The 17450-nt window shown below is 55.0% G+C and carries 15 protein-coding genes; all 15 read left to right on the forward strand.

What is annotated here, in order from left to right; translation table 11 throughout:
- Positions 1–205: 205 nt before the first annotated feature.
- The 15 genes from ASF29_RS01690 (at position 206) to ASF29_RS01760 (ending at position 17346) form a co-directional block, all read left to right on the forward strand.
- Positions 206–1687 carry an AAA family ATPase gene (locus ASF29_RS01690; protein ID WP_062447925.1) on the forward strand — a complete coding sequence of 494 codons (1482 nt, stop codon included), beginning with the start codon at positions 206–208 and terminating at the stop codon, positions 1685–1687.
- 4 nt (positions 1688–1691) lie between these two features.
- Positions 1692–2540 carry an HNH endonuclease signature motif containing protein gene (locus ASF29_RS01695; RefSeq protein ID WP_062447928.1) on the forward strand — a complete coding sequence of 283 codons (849 nt, stop codon included), beginning with the start codon at positions 1692–1694 and terminating at the stop codon, positions 2538–2540.
- A gap of 54 nt (positions 2541–2594) precedes the next feature.
- Positions 2595–3305 (forward strand): hypothetical protein, encoded by a 711-nt coding sequence (locus ASF29_RS01700; RefSeq protein WP_062447930.1) that lies wholly within the window; start codon positions 2595–2597, stop codon positions 3303–3305.
- Positions 3306–3751: 446 nt separating this feature from the next.
- Positions 3752–5026: a hypothetical protein gene (locus tag ASF29_RS01705; RefSeq protein WP_062447931.1), complete on the forward strand. Its 1275-nt coding sequence runs from the start codon at positions 3752–3754 to the stop codon at positions 5024–5026.
- Positions 5027–6127: a hypothetical protein gene (locus tag ASF29_RS01710; RefSeq protein ID WP_062447933.1), complete on the forward strand. Its 1101-nt coding sequence runs from the start codon at positions 5027–5029 to the stop codon at positions 6125–6127.
- A 789-nt stretch (positions 6128–6916) separates the two neighbouring features.
- Positions 6917–7495 (forward strand): recombinase family protein, encoded by a 579-nt coding sequence (locus tag ASF29_RS01715; protein WP_062447935.1) that lies wholly within the window; start codon positions 6917–6919, stop codon positions 7493–7495.
- A 298-nt stretch (positions 7496–7793) separates the two neighbouring features.
- Positions 7794–8027: a hypothetical protein gene (locus ASF29_RS01720; RefSeq protein ID WP_156462493.1), complete on the forward strand. Its 234-nt coding sequence runs from the start codon at positions 7794–7796 to the stop codon at positions 8025–8027.
- 1 nt (position 8028) lies between these two features.
- Entirely contained in the window at positions 8029–9099 is a 1071-nt protein-coding gene (locus tag ASF29_RS01725) for a site-specific integrase (RefSeq protein WP_062447941.1), read from the forward strand.
- 759 nt (positions 9100–9858) lie between these two features.
- Positions 9859–10347 (forward strand): hypothetical protein, encoded by a 489-nt coding sequence (locus tag ASF29_RS01730; RefSeq protein ID WP_156462494.1) that lies wholly within the window; start codon positions 9859–9861, stop codon positions 10345–10347.
- A complete protein-coding gene (locus ASF29_RS01735) occupies positions 10344–10808 on the forward strand; it encodes a hypothetical protein (protein ID WP_062447944.1) in 465 nt (154 codons plus the stop codon). Before ASF29_RS01730 ends, ASF29_RS01735 begins: the two co-directional genes overlap by 4 nt.
- 436 nt (positions 10809–11244) lie before the next feature.
- Complete coding sequence (locus tag ASF29_RS01740; RefSeq protein WP_348271296.1) at positions 11245–11688, forward strand: ribonuclease H; 444 nt, start codon at positions 11245–11247, stop codon at positions 11686–11688.
- Positions 11689–11771: 83 nt separating this feature from the next.
- Positions 11772–12650, forward strand: coding sequence for a hypothetical protein (locus ASF29_RS01745; protein ID WP_062447946.1), 879 nt, complete (start codon positions 11772–11774; stop codon positions 12648–12650).
- A complete protein-coding gene (locus ASF29_RS01750; RefSeq protein WP_156462495.1) occupies positions 12574–15474 on the forward strand; it encodes a hypothetical protein in 2901 nt (966 codons plus the stop codon). Before ASF29_RS01745 ends, ASF29_RS01750 begins: the two co-directional genes overlap by 77 nt.
- A 675-nt stretch (positions 15475–16149) precedes the next feature.
- Positions 16150–16437 carry a helix-turn-helix transcriptional regulator gene (locus tag ASF29_RS01755; RefSeq protein ID WP_062447950.1) on the forward strand — a complete coding sequence of 96 codons (288 nt, stop codon included), beginning with the start codon at positions 16150–16152 and terminating at the stop codon, positions 16435–16437.
- Positions 16438–17346, forward strand: a complete 909-nt coding sequence (locus ASF29_RS01760; RefSeq protein ID WP_062447952.1) for a reverse transcriptase family protein — start codon at positions 16438–16440, stop codon at positions 17344–17346.
- Positions 17347–17450 lie beyond the last annotated feature (104 nt).

Consider the following 17450-nt stretch of genomic DNA (forward strand, 5'->3'; position numbering starts at 1 on the left):
AGATTTGAACTCGGCGGATGTCGCTAAAAACCCCACAGTTATAGGCGTTTTTGCAAGGCTGGGTCAATGCGTGTGTACCGCCTTTGTGGTCACCCTGTATCCCGTATCGCTAATCTAAACAGCGGCACTCTGGCCGCTATAAAAGGCTTGTCGATCAGCGCCAAATCGGAGATGTTGACAACTCAAAATAAGCTGCGGGGCGATAATGAAGATTAAGGTTGTTGATCAGCCGTCCGGAATTCCGGATCGGGACACGGTGGTACTTTTGCCGTCCAGTTGGGACGATTACATGCGTAAGGCAACCTTCTCAGCCTACTACATAGATGATGAAGGTCGGCAACACAGCCTGGGTGAGATGAAAATTAGTCATCCAGATCATGATGCTGGTCGGGTAGAGATACCTGTTAACATCGCCGAGTTGCCGGAGAATTACATCTCAGCCGGTCAAGGTGAGACGTATTATCAAACTCTAGCAGGTCTGCCCGCCGGAAAGGGTAGGTTGATATTAGTCGCGTTACGAGATGCGATATTCAACGATGAATTGTTGAATGATGTCCGGGGCCAAGCCTTCGTACGGCACGTAGTTTTCAGGTTCATCGATGCTGATAAGTTGAAAAGGCTTCGCGAGGTATCTCGCGGGGTCAAGGTCAATACGTCTTATTCATTTTCTTATATGGTGAACGGCGCCCCCCTTATCAATTGTTATGTCGATCCGAATTCTGAGCCCCCAAGCAATCTCCAAGGATTGATCGGCCGCAACGGGGTTGGGAAGACAACGCTTATGGCGAACGTCGCTCATGCCGCATGTCTGCAATCAGAAGTCCTGGACCAGAACCCCCGGTATGGACGCTTCGAGACGGCTTCTGAGCACGCCGCGTTCGGAAACGTAATCGCTCTCTCTTTTAGTGCATTTGATCGTTTCGACGTCCCCAGGGATGATGGAACGGCCCCACTGGCGGTGCCCTACCATTACGTGGGACTCAGGGTTCTAGAAGAACGGAGGCTGAAGGCGCCGGAGGAGAGCGCGGCTGATCTTTTGAAGTCGCTTGAGCGGTGTCTGTTCAGCGCTAGGAAAGACGCTTGGATTGAAAGCATATCAATCCTTCGTAATGATCCAGTATTCGCGAGTTTGCCTCTTGGCTTGCTGGCCTCCGTCACAGACCCACAAGAGCTGACGCAGTTCGAGCCGCTGCTCGGTTCTCTTAGTTCGGGCCATCTTATCGTCTTGCTGGCCACCACCAAGCTGGTTGAGCTGGTCGAGGATCGCACTCTGGTCCTCTTCGATGAACCCGAATCGCATCTCCATCCACCGCTTCTAGCTTCGCTGATCAGGGTAATTTCCCGTTTGCTTCAGGAACGAAACGGCGTCGCGATCATCACGACTCATTCACCTGTGGTTCTGCAAGAGCTTCCAAGTAACTGCGCGTGGCAGGTAGATCGCATCGGTGACGAGCTGAAAGCTACACCTATGCCTATTGAAACGTTCGGAGAGAGCGTTGGTACTCTTACTCAAGAGATATTTGACCTGGAGCTAAAGAGAAGCAGCTATTATGCGGCGATCGAACGGGCATTAGAAAAGCCTGAAGTCACCTCATTTGAGCAACTTTTAGCCCACTTCTCGGGGCATCTCGGGAGCGAGGGCAGAGCTATTGCTATGGCTCTTCTAGCTACCAGAAAGCGCAGCTAGTCTCATGAAGATGATCCCTCAGTTTTCCGTATCGGGCCTCGATATCTTTAATGCTTGTGCTGTCAGGTCGAACGACAAGGCGCTAATCGCGAGATTACAAAACGGCGCAAGTTCCGTCCTACGCGCAGAGCAACAGCTTATAGAGGATTGGGCTGCTGGAGATCCTAGCGCTTATCTGAAGCGGCAGCGATTTCCTCTCTTGTGCGACGCCGACGAGCTGAAAGATGTCTACGAGCGGGTTCTGGTTGGTGGGAACGAACGTCCTACATATGAGAAGATCAAAGCCTCAGCAGGAAAGATTTGCCCACAGTGCGGTGTCGGGCGCATACGAACTCTAGATCACTACCTGCCGAAATCTAAAGCGCCGGAACTCTCCGTAGTTCCCGCCAACTTGATACCAGTGTGCGGTGATTGCAATTTTGAAAAGCTCGACCAACAGCCCAGCTCTCTAAATGAGTGTGTCTTCAATCCATATTTTGATGACTGGCGTGGCTACTCCTTACTCCATGCCAGTGTTTTCCTGACGCCAGAAGCTGTTGTTCATTTCAGGATTGATCAACCGCACGGTTGCCCTGACGAAATCTTCGAGCGTGCAAAAGCTACTTTCATTGCGTTCAACTTCGAAGAAACCCTTTCGGTAGCAGCCAGTGGCATGATGAAAGACGTTAAAACCAACTGCCAGCGCTTCTCGGATCTCGGCGAGCCCCAGCGGTCGGAGGCCGTTCGGAGTTGGCTACAAGATCAATTCAATGGTCACGTGGCGGATTATCCTAACGGCTGGAGAGCTGCGATGTATAAGGCGTATCTTGAAAGCGATCAGTTTGTAGAAGGCGGCTACAACTTGCTGCCTTAGATGACCGATCGGCAAGGGTTTCAACTTTCCGCAGAGCGTAGATCCGGAGTGCCAATGAAAGGTCGGCCAGAATTTTTGGTGGACGAGAGAGTGATCGTTGCGGCTCATGATCGCATGATAGCGAGCGACGGGGACTTGTCGCGCCATTTGCGTTTGATCAACACATGTCTGGAATGCCTTAGCCGGTTGCCTGAGTACCACGAAGAGAAGGATTACAACGAGATTACCGTTCTTCGATTGGGGGTCCGCTGTTTCAACTCGGGCGCCGCAGCGTTGCGACTCTTGCGGTGCGGCTATTTCCAGCCGGCTGTGACCATGATGCGAGATATGCTTGAAGTCTGCTGTTTGATGGATTTGTTCACGAAAGAGCCAAACGCTCTCACTGACTGGCTATCGATGACCGACAGAGAGCGGATGAAGCACTACAAACCTGCCCGTGTGCGCGAGCGGCTGGAAAAGTTTGATGGCATCAGAGTTAAGGAGCGCCAAGCGGCCTACAATATGTTCAGTGAGATCGCCGCCCATGTGAATCCAAACGGGCACCATTTGATATCGCCAGATAATCTCACCCGCATTGGTCCGTTCGTGGAATACAGCTATTTTCGTCCAGGAATTGAAGAGCTGGCTTCGTGGCTGTCCTCGGCGACTGCTTCATTCTGCAATTTAGTCGACACAAACGAGACCGCTGCTTTAGAGGTCAAGGAAAAGTTCGTGGATGATCTAATGGAGTGGCGACAGCGATACTTCCGTCCCAAAGCGGACTGAAATATATTAGGGCTCGGCCTCTTACGCATACGTGCTTGCTCGGATAGGCCAGACCAGTTCGGAAGCAGTCCGGTCGCCCATGGTGAAAGCAAACCACTTTGCGCATCAGCCCGAGCCGTTGGGCGAACTGGGGTTGATCGGCCCTCTTCCGGGCCTTTGCGGTACCTTCATTTAGGACAGCCGCTTAGTTCGACAAGTCAAACGCTTCAAACGTTGAGAAGCATCTACTCCCCGAGTGAAAGCAGAGAGCCGCCGTAGGATCAGAGTGTGCTAACGCTTTCGAGGTATCGAAGATTGAATCTCCAGTCGGAGTGCTCTCGTTTCGCTGGTTTTGAGGAGAAAACCAATGTTGATTTCGGTAAAATACCGGGGGACAGCGCTGGGCACGGCTGTTGAAAACTCCTTCTACCAGCTATGATTGAGGAAAATCACTGGAACTCACGTGCATGGCAGAAACGTACACGCCTATGGACCCAAAGGTGACCGGATCTTGGTTGGTCCATCACACTAACAAACTTCAACATTTTACAGGTGCGTCGGGGTTCGATCGAATTCTGAGTGCTGGCAAGGCGACGAAGCTTCTTTCTTCTCTCTCCGCAACCCAGCAGAACGTGGTGGACATGCCGCGAGTGGAGGCTCTGGCTACTGCGGCCAATATGACCACGTTTGAGTTGCAGGGTGCGCTGGGACAGTTGGAGCGGCAACAACTGCTTCAACGGGGCGCTTCAGGCGTGGAAGTGTACGGCGTTACAAGTGCGACTGTCCTGCAGCGTGGCGCAGAGATCTTTGCCGCGCTTTCTCCTCGTCCGGAAGAATTAGCTGCCATTTCCCTTGCGGAGCTTGCCTCTGCGGAACCGCTGGAAAAAAAGGAGGCCACACGCTGGATATCGGATACCTACGGACTGACCTCATCGGCGACGGCCGAATTTTTGGAGGACACAGAGCGTACCCGTCTGGTTGATTGGGAAAAGCACGACGCGGGTGCAGTTGTCTACTTCAACGGTAACCTATTCAAGGGAGGGGACATTAGGAGGGTTTCCGCCGTACTGAGTCAGTTGAATGCGACGCAACGCGCGTTGATGTCCGAGGTCGAGGAAAAGTTACGAAAGCAAGGCTGTCTTGCAGTCAAAGAAATTGAGAAGATAATAGGCGCTCAACTATTTGAACGGCTGAATTCTATTGGCTTCTTCGATGTCAATCTGGTCAGCAATCGAACAGAGAGCGTTTCATTCGCGACCCGACCAGCCGCATTCGGCAAGTATGCCAATGGCAATAGTGACGAAGGTCTTGATCTTGCGAAGGCGTTCGTGAGTTCGCTTACCTATGGCATCACACGCCGACATCCAAAGCAAGGCAGGATACGAAGCATTGAGGATCTACTCGGGCGCCTCCTTAAGGGGGAATGGACTGCGGCTGCAACCGCTATTGGCGAGGATTATGTGGCCTTAGAATTGCGCGGGGTTGTCGAGCTCCGCAGGGGGCCTTCCTACGGTCACCAGATGCGCCTGAGGAAACAAGACGTGGGCCAAATGGCGCTACAGGTCCTTCAGTCCGGCGACGCGAGCGACATGCCGCTGCTTAGGGAAATCCCCTCCGCTCAGGTCACGGGGTATAGCGGACCTGAGGAAACCCGTACTCTGGTAAGAAAGCAGCAGCTACCGGAGAGCCAAAGAGCGGTCAGAAACATGTTGGAAGTTCTGCGGACAGGGGGCGGACGATAGATGGCTGTGACGCTGGATAAAGGCATGTCGATGGAGGAGCGCGTACGGAACTACTTCATCAAAAGCGGCTACTATACCCTCAGAGGAGTGCCATTCACATATGGAAAATTCGACGTAACTGATGTGGACCTTTGGCTGTACGACAGACCCTCACCAGTCTCGCGGCACAGGATTGTCGTGGATATAAAGAACAAGAAAACCCCTCAAGCCATCGAGCGAATATTCTGGGCGAAGGGGCTGGCTGCAACACTCAACCTAGATCAAGCGATCGTAGCGACGACTGACAAACGCCCCGATGTGGCCGAGTTCGGAAGACAGCATGGGGTTGTAGTATTGGATGGCAACTTCCTCAGTCGCCTTGCAAACCTGTCCGTGAGCGATCGCATGTCTGAGGAGGACTTTCTGCAAACGATTGATGCCTTCGCTGATCAGAGAGTGTCAGGCGACTGGAAGGGGCGACTACGTTCCGCCAAGTCTCGCGTCCTGAACGGTCTAGGCTACAACGAAGTAAATTCTTGGCTCACGGACGGCAGGTTCTTTGCTGAACAAACTCTCATAGTGCCTTTGCACAAGACTACCGCTTGCCGATTGCTCTACATGCTCGCGTCGTTGATTGCTGTTGGATTTGACTTCGTCTTAAGAGATTTGGCATTCGTGGATCAGGACGCAAAGGTCGGCGAACTTAACAATGGGCTTCAGTTCGGTTCGTCGGGGGCGAAAGGTACTGCGCACGTTATTGATATCGCAATCGGTTTAGTTGATCAGTACGCACCTGATATGCGGGGACTAGGTGGGAAGATTCGGCGGGGCGTCGAGAGCGACTTGGAGGCGGTGCAAACCCATATCCCCGCAGAGTATTTTGGGCGCCCCAGCACCGCACAAAGCCTCTACAACATCGCTCGGGAACTTGAACACGCGGCTTTCATGACCACATTTCGAGGTCCTAGTGACCTGAGTGTTGATGCCAAAAGTATGCTCTCGGTGCTGCTCGACTTTTGGGAAATTGATCGCTCTAGGTTTTTTTCCAATCTGAAGGGTGTGGATCTCGACAAAGTGGTCCGTGAAAAAGATCTGCCAGAGTCCCCCTCGCGGCTCCTGTAGTCCCCCAATTTTGGGCCAAAAATCCGAGGGGTCGAACTCGACAATCGCAGAGGCGCGATACCCCCCCGTCCCCTCCGGTTGCACCCGTCGAGGCCGCATATTAGCCTTCGCTTTGACTGAGGCTTGGGGAACTGCGAATGAAGTACGCGCTGGTTGATGGGCATCGCCATTAGGCTGCTGTCGGGCTTCGGGGTGTCTGTCAGGCGTGTGGTCTACCGATGACGCCCCGCTGTGGCCAGCAGAGGGTTCACCATTGGGCGCACAGAGCGGCAAACTGTGACGAATGGTGGGAACGGGAAACTGCCTGGCTTCGTGATTGGAAGAACGAGTTCCCGCAAGAATTACATTCCGGAGTTTTCTGTCAGCCGATATTCCGGACTACGGTGCGGCGCGGGGCTGGCGATTGCCGTTGCGTCGTTTCCCGCTGATTGATCATTGGATATCCGCGACCCGTCCTGTGTTCTTGGACTTTGGTGATACGAACTTCGTAGGCTGGGGACGTCCTGCCATTCGGCTACTCTGGCGGATCAGCAAATCCCTAGCTTTCGCATTGTCGTCACACCGTTCACGAAACAGAACGTCATTGATCACTTCATGCAGGGTGTTCCGCTCGAAGGGTTCAATCACTCCCGAAGCCGCCAATTCGGGCAATGGACTATCGCGCAATGGACTGACCGTTGCACCGCGCCGATCTGTCCACAAACGTACACGTTAGTGCACATAGGTCTTGACGTGTGCATTAATCGTGCACTAAATGCTGTTCACGAAACATCATAGAGAATAGTGCACATGGGGACGATTGTAGGATATGCGCGAGTAAGCTCGACAGGGCAGGACTACCAGACGCAAGTTGACAGGCTAATCGCGGAAGGGGCCACCAAGATATTCAGTGAGAAGCAATCTGGTCTTGACGACGACAGGCCGGAGCTTGCCAAGTGCCTCGACTATGTTCGAGAGGGCGACACACTCATGGTCACGAAGCTGGACCGTCTAGCACGTTCCGCCGTTCATCTTCACCAGATAGTAGACAGTTTGAATAAGGATAACGTCGGCTTCAAGGTGCTGGACGACGCCAGCCTCGACACGACGACACGCACAGGAAAGCTGGTTTTTGGCATCCTTGCCAGCATTGCACAGTTTGAAACTGAATTGCGAAAAGAGCGTCAGCTTGAGGGTATAGCCAAGGCTAAGGCCAAGGCGGAGAAGGCTGGAACCCCGTGGATCACCGGACGGCCTGTCTCACTCGATCACGAGGAAATCAGGAAGCTCCGGGCCGATGGACTGTCTGTAAGGCAGATCGCTAAAGAGGTCGGTTGCTCCTCATCAGCCGTACAAAAGGTGCTTAATTCTGCCAAAGCGGAGGCGTAATCATGGAATTCTTGATCCTCATTGCGTGCTGGATCGCGCTGGGCGCTTTGGCGTTTGGCGGCATCGCTTCCGTTTTGAATAGTCTGTTCGGTCGGTAGGGTGCGACAATTTGGCGTGTCGTCGCCTTCGGGTGACTATCTAGGCACAAACTCTGCATCATCCTCAGTCCCCGCAGGAAACCCGCAGTCACCCTTGAGTGTCCACCGACAACCGTCACCTACAGGTGTCTTTATCCCTTGTTGTGCCGATTGTTTTCCTGGCTATTAAGGAGGCCTCGTTTCTCAACAGGGGGCTTCCAATGCAAACCAGTCGACAACAGAAATCCGCCGTCCCGCTCGACTACAGCGTGTCGGACATGACCATTGCCGCAGAGTTCATCATGACGGCCATGCGGGCGGCAGTGAACGGGCATCCGGTCATGAGCGCCGACGTGGTGCGACCGTTGAAATGGGCGCGTGCCAAGATCGATGAGGTGTTGGCACAGGCCGAAAGTGCCGCCGCAGTCGTTCCCCTCGCCAACAGGGAGGCGTGATATGGCCCGACAGAGAGGCAATAAGTGGCAAGCAGACGTCACCCTTGAGGACGGCAATCGCTTCCGGCCTACATTCCCGACAGAGGAACATGCAACCAAATGGGAGGTTGCTGCCCGCCACGCGATAGAAATGGGGAAACCTCTCCCGCCTGTTAGCATCCATATCAGTGGGTCTAAGACCCGCGACCTGTCTCTACTCGGATCATGCTTCGATTTCGTTAAGCGAACGGTCTGGTCTACACAAGCGCGGGGCGGCTCTGCGCAAATCCGCAACGGTCAGGCCGCTGTAGATTATTGGGGTAGAAACAAACCACTCGATGAAATCAATTCCGCCGACGTTGCCGATTGGAAAGTCGATCTGGCTGACGAGGGCTATGCCCCGGCCACCATCAATCGCAAGGTCGCTGCGCTTTCTAAAATCCTCAAGACTGCTCGGGACGCCGGGGCCATTGAAAAGGTCCCGCCGATCAAATGGAACCGCGAGGAGAAGACACGCTTTCGGTTCCTTGACGAGATGGAGGAGCGCGCCATGCTGGCCTACTGGTCGGCACAGAACGATCAGGACAACTACGACCTCACGGTCTGCCTAATCGACACTGGAGCGCGCTGCTTTGCCGAGCTTATGCCAGTCAAGTGGAGTGCCTTCGGTCCGCAGTTCTCGACGGTCACTTTCTGGAAGACCAAGAGCGGCAAGCCGCGCACCGTTCCGCTCACCAAGCGGGTCCGTGAAATCCTCACTCGCCGCCAGAAAGAACACCGTGAACAGGTCGGCCCGTTCGGGATGCACAATCAGCACAAGATGCGCGACCGTTGGGATGAGATGCGGGAGGTCTTGAACTTCCACGACGTCACACCCCACGTCCTCCGCCATACATGCTGCACTCGTCTGGTGCTGGCTGGTGTCGATATCAAGCGCGTCATGGAATGGATGGGCCACTCGGCCATTGTGACCACCATGCGCTACATGCAGATCAAGCCGAGAGGGCTGGAGGATATCCTTCACGTTCTGGAGGGGACGCCTCAGAAGCCGAAGCGCGCACCGAAGATTGTTGCCAATCGCGCCGATCATTGACTGCCTCGCCCTCGCTTAGTGACGGGGGCGAACTTTTTTGTGGCACAATTCATGGCACACTTTGCGCACAACGGGCCTTAACACATTCATTAAGCTAGATTTCTCAGCGGACTTAAAGTCTGTTGCGTCTAAGTCATTGAAATTTATGATCTTGACGTTCGAAGATGCCACTGTCATATGACGCTTATGAGACGCTAATTCTCACTCCCGCATACCTGATGGCGTGGCAATATCAGCCTGACGTCATAACCCCATGCACTAGGAAGCCCCGGCTTTCCATGTGCGGTTCCGAAAACTACAAACCCCACTCTCTTTGTCTGTTCCATGCGAACAGGCCGGTTCACTGTATCCAGACGCCTTGGTTGAAAGCCGAGATCGAACCGTTATGGGCGGAAGACGATATACGCCCAACCGAGCCATATTCTGGAGCGGGTTAGCCTCACGTGACCGCAAAAGCGGACGAGACTAGCGCCGTGTAGCCGCCAATCCGGGTAGTCACCGGTGAGGGTAGCGGAGCTTTGTGCGCGTTGTGTCGCCAAAGTGGAACCGATCAAGGGCGCGGGTCAGCACGACCTTCCACGGCGAAATCTATCACAACACAACACTTATCATGCGTCATCGTCAAACAGGTTTGCCACGCTCACTAGGAGGCAAGCCCGAAACAATAGCGCCGTCCGTCTGGGTTTATCTGTTTCATGCCCGTCGGCACCCCGATGACGCCCACCAACAATCTCATTCTCAACACCATCAAGGAATCCCATGAACTCATCCTCTACACCTACAATGGACCGCCTCCAGACCCCACAGAAAGCCTCCCACTTGTCCCGCTGCCTTTCCGAGGAACTCCGGGGTGGCAAGAGGGCTAATCCCAACGTCAGCCGCGCCGTTGCTGTGGCCGATCAACTCAACGCCCGACTACTGGAAATTCAGCAGCTTTGGCCGCATCTGCAAAACCGGAAAGGTCAGCCGACAAAGCGCCCCGACGTCCTCCCGAACAGTGACCTTCCGACCATTATAGGTTCCGCTTCGTCAGATGCCCGATACGTCCAGCGCTTAAATGCCGGTGGAATTGGCATGTCGGTCAACGTGGTCGAACCTCTCCGCGTCCTCGCGGAGCTTCGCCGGAAGCTGGACTTCATTCAAGATCGGTGGCCGGAGCTACAGACCGATCATCATGTCAGCGACCGCCCGACCCGTGATGACAAAATCTTTCAGCAGTTGGTTGCCTCCGGGGAGGTCACTCTTTGACGGTGCGGACTACAAACGCCACCATCGCCGCCAAGGACGATGCCGACTTCGCTCACAAGGCGTCCCACGTCTTGGCCGCCCGTGACTACCCGAGGTCCGCCATAGCCTCACTGCTGGGTCTGTCCGAACGGAGCATCCGCCGACACCTTTCGCGGCCCTGTGCGGCGTTTGAGCAGGAGAAGGCGGAACGTGCTGCTAGACGTGAGATCGAGAACCGAAATCGAGCAACCAATCGGGGGTTCTGTCGAGCCGACGACTACCTCTCAGACAAGACCATCTACCTCCGGGGGCTGCAGAAGAACATCGCTCGCATGTGGTCCGGGGGCATGTCAGCCAATGAGATCAGACATGAACTCGGTATTTCCCGGCAGGTTGTTCAGTACCATGTCGGACTTATGGTTCGTGGCGGTAGGGTGGCCAATCCGTTGCCCCGGAAACAGGCCGCTCTATCGAGTAAGTAACTGATATCATATAACTTTAATCGTTCTTCGGAGAGGCAAAAAACCTATATATAGGACACCCGTATGGCCACAGGCCGTTGACCCGCTGACTTTGTTCAGTTCTCCGACACTCGCCATCTTCCAACTACGTCAGTCTGACGACATACAGGAAGGCCCCGAGAGTGGGCCGAACAGTCCCTTGATCTGACGACGACGGACGCCGGAAGGCGAACCGTCATATACGACACCCCTCACACCATCTTAACAATGCGGACAGGACGCCAACTACAGTTTGGTGTCTTTGGGCGGAACGCCGCCCTAGTCCGTCTTCCTCTTTCTGGAACCTGCTTCCGCCTTGTTCCACTCCCTTACGATCCCTCTATTCAATCAAAGGAGAGCGCCCATTGGCCTCATCTAACACTACCTCTATGCGCATTGTCGTCCACACTGACGGGTCTTGCCTTCACAATCCGGTCCCGGCGGATGGGGCGCAATTGTCTCCTTCTGGAATGGCGACACTCTGATAGAGCGTGTCGAACTTTCCGACGCCGATCTAGTCACCACAAACAATAAGATGGAATTGTCGGCAGCGATTGCAGCCCTTCAGCACATCCGCGCACTTCCACATTTCAGCCAATCCACTCCCATCACCGTCGTCAGTGACAGCCAATATGTCGTCAACGGTGTCAACGTCTGGCTACCGAATTGGGTCCGCAATGGCTGGCGGGCGTCGGACAAGAAACCTGTCAAAAATCAGGATCTATGGAAAGCCTTCGAATTCGCCACAGCGGGCCTGTCGGTGGCCTTCGAATGGGTCAGAGGCCACGCGGGCAACCCGGACAACGAAGCCGCTGATGCACTTGCTAGGGCCGCTGTAGAGCGCCTTCTTGCCCGTACCTGATCCGCACCAGCTATCAACCGTCACCACCCTTCCAGCCTCCTTCGCAATCCTGCGCAGGGGGCTTTTTCATTTCAGGAGAAACAATGAACACGAGACTTGCAGACGCCATCAAGGCCGAGGCACAACGAATTGGCGCTAATCCCGCAGACCTTGCCACCGTCATGTCCTACGAAACCGGCGGCACCTTCGACGTGTGGAAGAAAGGCCCGACGACGCAATGGGGCGTCCACCGTGGCCTGATCCAGATGGGTGAGCCGGAACAGCGCAAATATAACTACCACAAGGACATGCCCGTTCAGGACGCCGTTGCGGCTTCTGCGAACTACCTCGTGGATCGCGGCTTCAAGCCCGGAATGGGTCTTCTCGAAATGTATTCGGCTATCAACGCCGGTTCCATTGGGGAGAAGTATTATGGACGCAGTGACGCCAACAACGGCGGCGCTCCGGGCACCGTTCGGGACAAGGTGAACAACCAGATGGAAGGCCATAAGGCTAAGGCTGTGGCGCTTCTCAACGGTGAGTTCCAGCCTTCCGAGCGAACCTATTTCGACACCCCGGCTGGCGAGAGCCGACCGGAGTCAAATCCATACCAGTATCAGGACGTGTCAGCGCCATCCCCGAAGACGGTGGTCGATATCAACACGCAGCCCGCAGGACCGTCCAACAGCGGCTTTTGGGGCGACTTCAAGGACAGTTTTCTGTCCTCTTCGATCACCGCTCAGACGATCCGGTGGATGACCGAGGGTGGCATAGATCCCGATTTCCAGATTGGCGAGGAGCGCGGAATGAAGCTCTCCAAGCAATACCCGGAAATGTACCACGACTTCCTCTTCTCCTCGTCCTCCGATCTGGTTCTACGCCAGCGAATGCAATGGGCTGATCAGGATGCAAAGCGACAGGAGCGCCTCGCAGGGGGGCGGCTGGAGAGCAACAGGTGCTGGCCTACTGGCTGGTGCTGCTGACCCTCTACCACTCGCTCTAGGTATCGCCACGGGCGGTATTGGCGCGGGTGCGGTGGCTGGTATGGGGATGGCTGCGAGAGTGGGTATCGGTGCGGCCTCTGGAGCCATATCGAACGCCTCCGTCGATTGGGCCTCTGCTGCCCTGACAGACAACCCTTACGCCGACCCGTTCTTGGCCGGTGGTGCCGGTGCAATCTTCGGTGCCCTTGGCGGCGCTCTTGCCCGCTCGGCTGGCTCACAGTTCGAAAGCTCTCTCGCTCACGAGATCGGCAATCGCTTTGAGGCGGAGAACCGGCGACTGATCCCGCCACGCTCAGAGACTCCACGGTTCGATGACGACGATATCCTTCCAGTCTCCGGCCCAACAGGCAGCGGCGGCGCGGCTCGCAACACGCAGAAGCGGGACAGCCTGATCGGTGACGATGCGGGCGAACTCATTCGGATGCGTGACGAGGACGTCGGGCGCGGTTTCGGCGGCTGGCTCCGCAAGGGTGACGTCACGGGTCAGATGACCACTGACGCAAACCCCGTCACCCGCATGATCGGTGCGAACTTCTTCGAAGAGACAGCGGGCTTCACCGATCACTCGGTAGTCCCCGATAGCGTCAACTCTAAGATGACCGCCATGCACCGCAAGTACGTCGGTGATTTCAACGTCGAGTTCATCCCGGCGAAGAAGGCGTATATCTCGGAAGGTGGACAGTTCTCTCTCAACCTGGCCGCACGGGGACGCCGTGGGGATGAGTTCAACAGTCTCGTCTCGGCCTACATTCGTGATCCCGCTCCGTCACCCGATACAAGCCCTCATGTGGTCAAAGCGGGTAACGCACTGCGCAAAAGCATGGCGAACTTTGCGCGGGAAATGAAGGAAGCTGGACTGTGGTCTGGCAGCGCAGATGAGAACTATCTGCCCTACATCGCCAACCACGCGAAGATTTCTCAGCTTGACGAGCTGATCCACCAAGACGCCATGGAAGCCTTCTTCAAGGCGGCGATCATCAAGCACTCACCGGAGCTTGGAGACGACCTCGCAAAGCGCATGGCTCGGGGCTATTGGGGCAACATTCGCAAGGCCGGATACGGTATTGACGACGGCCTTTCTCGGTCGCTTCATCTGAACGATCGTGAAGCCTTCAAGCAGTCCTTCTTCGAAAACCTCGACAACAAGAACCTGCTCACCGACGAGGAGCTTGAGAAAGTCTTTGATACCCTCTCGGGGCTGATGGATGAAACCAAGAAGTCGGTCGAACCGAGCAAGGGCGTTGGCTACCTCAAGCGTCGCACACTGATGGACTACAACGAGCAGTTCTCGGTGCCTCTCAGGGTCCCGAGCAACGGCCAGACGCATATGAAGCTCAAGGTCAGCGATCTCTTCGAGGACGACGCCGAGCTTCTATTCCACCGCTACGCTCGCACCATGTCGGGCCGCGTATCGTTCGCCAAGCAGCAGTTCATCAACCCTACCTCCGGGGAAGTGATGATGGATGGCATCAAGTCCGAAACGGACCTAGCCAAGCTGATGAACATGGTCCGCGAGAGCTACCGGCTCATGCCGGGGAACTACAATGACAAGAAGGAAGCTATGGAAAATGCACTTAGAAATATCGAGTTCGGTTGGAAGCGCATCAATGGCATTCCTGTCTTCGACAACTCTGGGGCCTACGCGAAGTGGGCGCGTCGCATCAAAGCCGCACAGTTCATCCGACTCATGTCGAACATGGGCTTGAACCAAGTCCAAGAGGGGTGGAAGCTGATCTCTCTGACGGGCTTCCGGGCGTCGTTGAGCCAACTTCCGGCTATCCGCACTATGGTCGCGGGGATCAACTCCGGGGCCTTCAAGCAGGACAAGTTGCTTAGAGAGCTTACGGACATGACCGGCATTGGTCTGGAGGGTCTTTGGAACAAGTTCGATTTCCGTCTGGACGAAGACCGGATAGGGGAGGGGTTGTCCAGCAGGATCGGCCAGAAGGTTGATGCAGCCCTTGAGGCTGGTCAGCAGTTGACGGCGCAAGTCTCATTCATGCGTGCCATCAGCGACTATCAGCAGCGGTGGGCGATGAAGGCGATCACTCAGCAGATTGCGGCGATGGCTCGAAAGGCGAAGATCGGGGACGACGCTTTTGACTTCTCCAAGATCAAGCTCAGGGACCGCGAACGACTGGCCTCCATCGGTCTCGGGGACAGGGATGCGCAACTGCTGTTCAAGAACTTGCTGAACCATAGCGAATTTGACGGCGGAAAGATCGTCGGCGTCAACGTCGGCAAGTGGGATGCCGAAGCAGTCTCGAAGTTCCGCACCTTCATGGGCCGCTATACCGACCGTCTGGTTCAGGCGAACGATTATGGGGCCTTGTCCAAATGGATGAGTCACCCTGTCGCCAGCATGTTCACACAGTTTCGATCCTTCGTTTTCGGCGCTTGGGCCAAGTCCACCCTTTGGACTGCCAACCATGGCATCCTAAAGGACCCCCGAATGATGGTCATGGTCATGGGTGAATTGGCTGCTGGAACGGCGACGTATGTGGTTCGTCAGGCTGGCCAGACTTCCACTGACGACGGCTTCGACAAGTTCTGGGAAGAGGACATGAAGCCCGAGAACCTGATCAAGAACGGCTTTGCCCGCACTGCGACCGCTTCGGTGGTCCCAATGTTTGCCGATAGTCTGCTTATGATGACCCCGATTGGCCCGCAGTTTGGCAATGCGCGTTCGTCAGGCTCGCCGACAGAGACGTTCTTCGGCACTCCCGCCGCCGACCAGATCAACTCGGCTAGGGCGTTTTCGTCCGGGCTGATGGATATAGCGTTTGGAACGACCGGGACTTGACCCAGAGCGAAATCAGGTCTGCCGTCAGGGCGTTCGTTCCGCTTGCAAATTGGGTGCCGTTCACGGCAGCGCTTGGGGCGCTGATTGAGGACTGACCAGTTTCTAGAAGGTGAGAGTCTAGGGTCGGTTTGCACAGGGCACTCATTCCAGAGTTCTAAAATCGGGAAAAAAGTTCACTGACAGCGAACTTTATTCTTGCGTAAAAGCATTCGATGAACTATCTATGATCTCGTTAGTTAAACGGAATTAAGTTCATCACACCTTGGACTCTTCGGAGTTCGCGGAGGGGCAACCCTCTACTGCTTACCCGGCCCACGGCCCTTGGACCCTCCGAGGACGATGGCGGGCGAAGCGAGACCCCGGATGACCTGGGGTCTCTTGGTATATTGGTTAAGTCGTCGTGTTCCGCGCGATCTGTCGAGATGACCCCAAACCACAATCCCGTGGGGAGGGCGACAGAGAGGAGGTCAAAATGACCTTAGAAACTAACGAACGACGACAGCGACTGAAAAGGACGCGAAACTTTCCCAAGTGGGTTCGTGGCGCTGCCCTGCTAAAATGGACTTTCCGATTGGGGACGTTCCTATACCGCCTTTGGCGTATTTGGAATTGGTTCAACGGTGATCCCGACAGCTAAGTCGCTTCCAATGTATTCTCACTGGAAAGGACCGTATCATGTTATCCGAGGCGTTGCGGCTTATCCGCGTCTACCACGATCTCAAGCAGCAGGACCTTGCCGAGAAGCTTGAGATATCGAAATCGTATCTTTCCGAGATTGAAAGCGGCAAGAAAACTCCAACAATTGAATTGATCGAGAAGTATGCCTCCCAATTTGGCATACCTGCGTCGTCCATATTGTTTTTCTCTGAGAACCTTGAGGACCCGAGTAAGGCATCAAAAGTGAAGGGCGCCATAGCTGGTAAGGTTTTGCAGTTCCTTCAATTCGTTGAGGCTCGTACGTAATTGACGGATCGGCGCACGTACTCTCTTCGCGACAGCCCATTTTTCCGCCTTCGGTCGAAAGCGAAGCTCGCAAGCCTTTTGTACGTGTCGCGTGAAAAATTGGAAACGCTCTCCGTCGGCGAGCATCGGTATTTCGAGTTCACCAAGCCTAAGAAATCAGGCGGCGTTAGGAAGATCAGTGCGCCCAACGCACCTCTCAAGGCGGTGCAATCGCGGATTGCCGACCTGTTGAGGCGGGTTACTCCACCTGACTATCTATTCGCGCCCGTGCCGGGGCGGTCATACGCAGATAATGCGGCATTTCATATCGGTGCGCGATCAATCCGGCTACTAGATATTGAGGACTTCTTCCCAAGTTGCACCGTGAAAAAAGCCATCTGGTTCTTCCGCACTCGGATGGAATGCTCTGACGACGTAGCGGTGATTTTGGCGAACATCGTAACCTTCAACGGCGCTTTGCCCCAAGGAAGCCCATGTAGTCCTATTCTCGCGTACCTTTGCTATGTCGACATGTGGGCGGAAATTGCCAAGCTCGTAGAGAACTGTGGGTGCAAACTCAGCGTCTACGCAGACGATCTCACCATTTCCGGTGTGTCAGTCCCAGAGGCTCAGATATGGGAGATAAAGAAGACCCTGTATCGTCATGGCCATCGATACGCACGAAGCAAGGAGCGATCAGTACGCGACAAGTCAGTCGAGGTGACCGGCGTAGTCCTTTTGAGGAGCGGTGTGGTGGCCCCCAATCGTCAACATGCGAAGATCGCCAAGGTGCGGGAAGAAATCACCCGCACTGCATCTGCTGACCATAAGAAGGCACTTGAAAGCCAGCTTCGTGGTCGATTGGCTCAGGTCGGGCAAATCGCAGCAGCCGATCAGCGGCGAAGGGCATCTGAGGCGGCAAAAACGTAGGCCTCAAAAACTTGGTCGGAAATGTTGGTTGGAGTTGGTCGGACGAATTAGCGGATCTGGCCACTAAGAAATTGATATCTCTATCAAATCCATACGTGTGGAAA

Origin of the sequence: Rhizobium sp. Leaf262 (genome assembly GCF_001422245.1) — a bacterium.
Lineage (GTDB): Bacteria > Pseudomonadota > Alphaproteobacteria > Rhizobiales > Rhizobiaceae > Agrobacterium.

Bases quoted from the DNA above. Each gene is read 5' to 3' on its own strand.
- ASF29_RS01690 (WP_062447925.1), top strand. From the start codon at position 206: ATGAAGATTAAGGTTGTTGATCAGCCGTCCGGAATTCCGGATCGGGAC.
- ASF29_RS01695 (WP_062447928.1), top strand. From the start codon at position 1,692: ATGAAGATGATCCCTCAGTTTTCCGTATCGGGCCTCGATATCTTTAAT.
- ASF29_RS01700 (WP_062447930.1), top strand. From the start codon at position 2,595: ATGAAAGGTCGGCCAGAATTTTTGGTGGACGAGAGAGTGATCGTTGCG.
- ASF29_RS01705 (WP_062447931.1), top strand. From the start codon at position 3,752: ATGGCAGAAACGTACACGCCTATGGACCCAAAGGTGACCGGATCTTGG.
- ASF29_RS01710 (WP_062447933.1), top strand. From the start codon at position 5,027: ATGGCTGTGACGCTGGATAAAGGCATGTCGATGGAGGAGCGCGTACGG.
- ASF29_RS01715 (WP_062447935.1), top strand. From the start codon at position 6,917: ATGGGGACGATTGTAGGATATGCGCGAGTAAGCTCGACAGGGCAGGAC.
- ASF29_RS01720 (WP_156462493.1), top strand. From the start codon at position 7,794: ATGCAAACCAGTCGACAACAGAAATCCGCCGTCCCGCTCGACTACAGC.
- ASF29_RS01725 (WP_062447941.1), top strand. From the start codon at position 8,029: ATGGCCCGACAGAGAGGCAATAAGTGGCAAGCAGACGTCACCCTTGAG.
- ASF29_RS01730 (WP_156462494.1), top strand. From the start codon at position 9,859: ATGAACTCATCCTCTACACCTACAATGGACCGCCTCCAGACCCCACAG.
- ASF29_RS01745 (WP_062447946.1), top strand. From the start codon at position 11,772: ATGAACACGAGACTTGCAGACGCCATCAAGGCCGAGGCACAACGAATT.
- ASF29_RS01750 (WP_156462495.1), top strand. From the start codon at position 12,574: ATGCAAAGCGACAGGAGCGCCTCGCAGGGGGGCGGCTGGAGAGCAACA.
- ASF29_RS01755 (WP_062447950.1), top strand. From the start codon at position 16,150: ATGTTATCCGAGGCGTTGCGGCTTATCCGCGTCTACCACGATCTCAAG.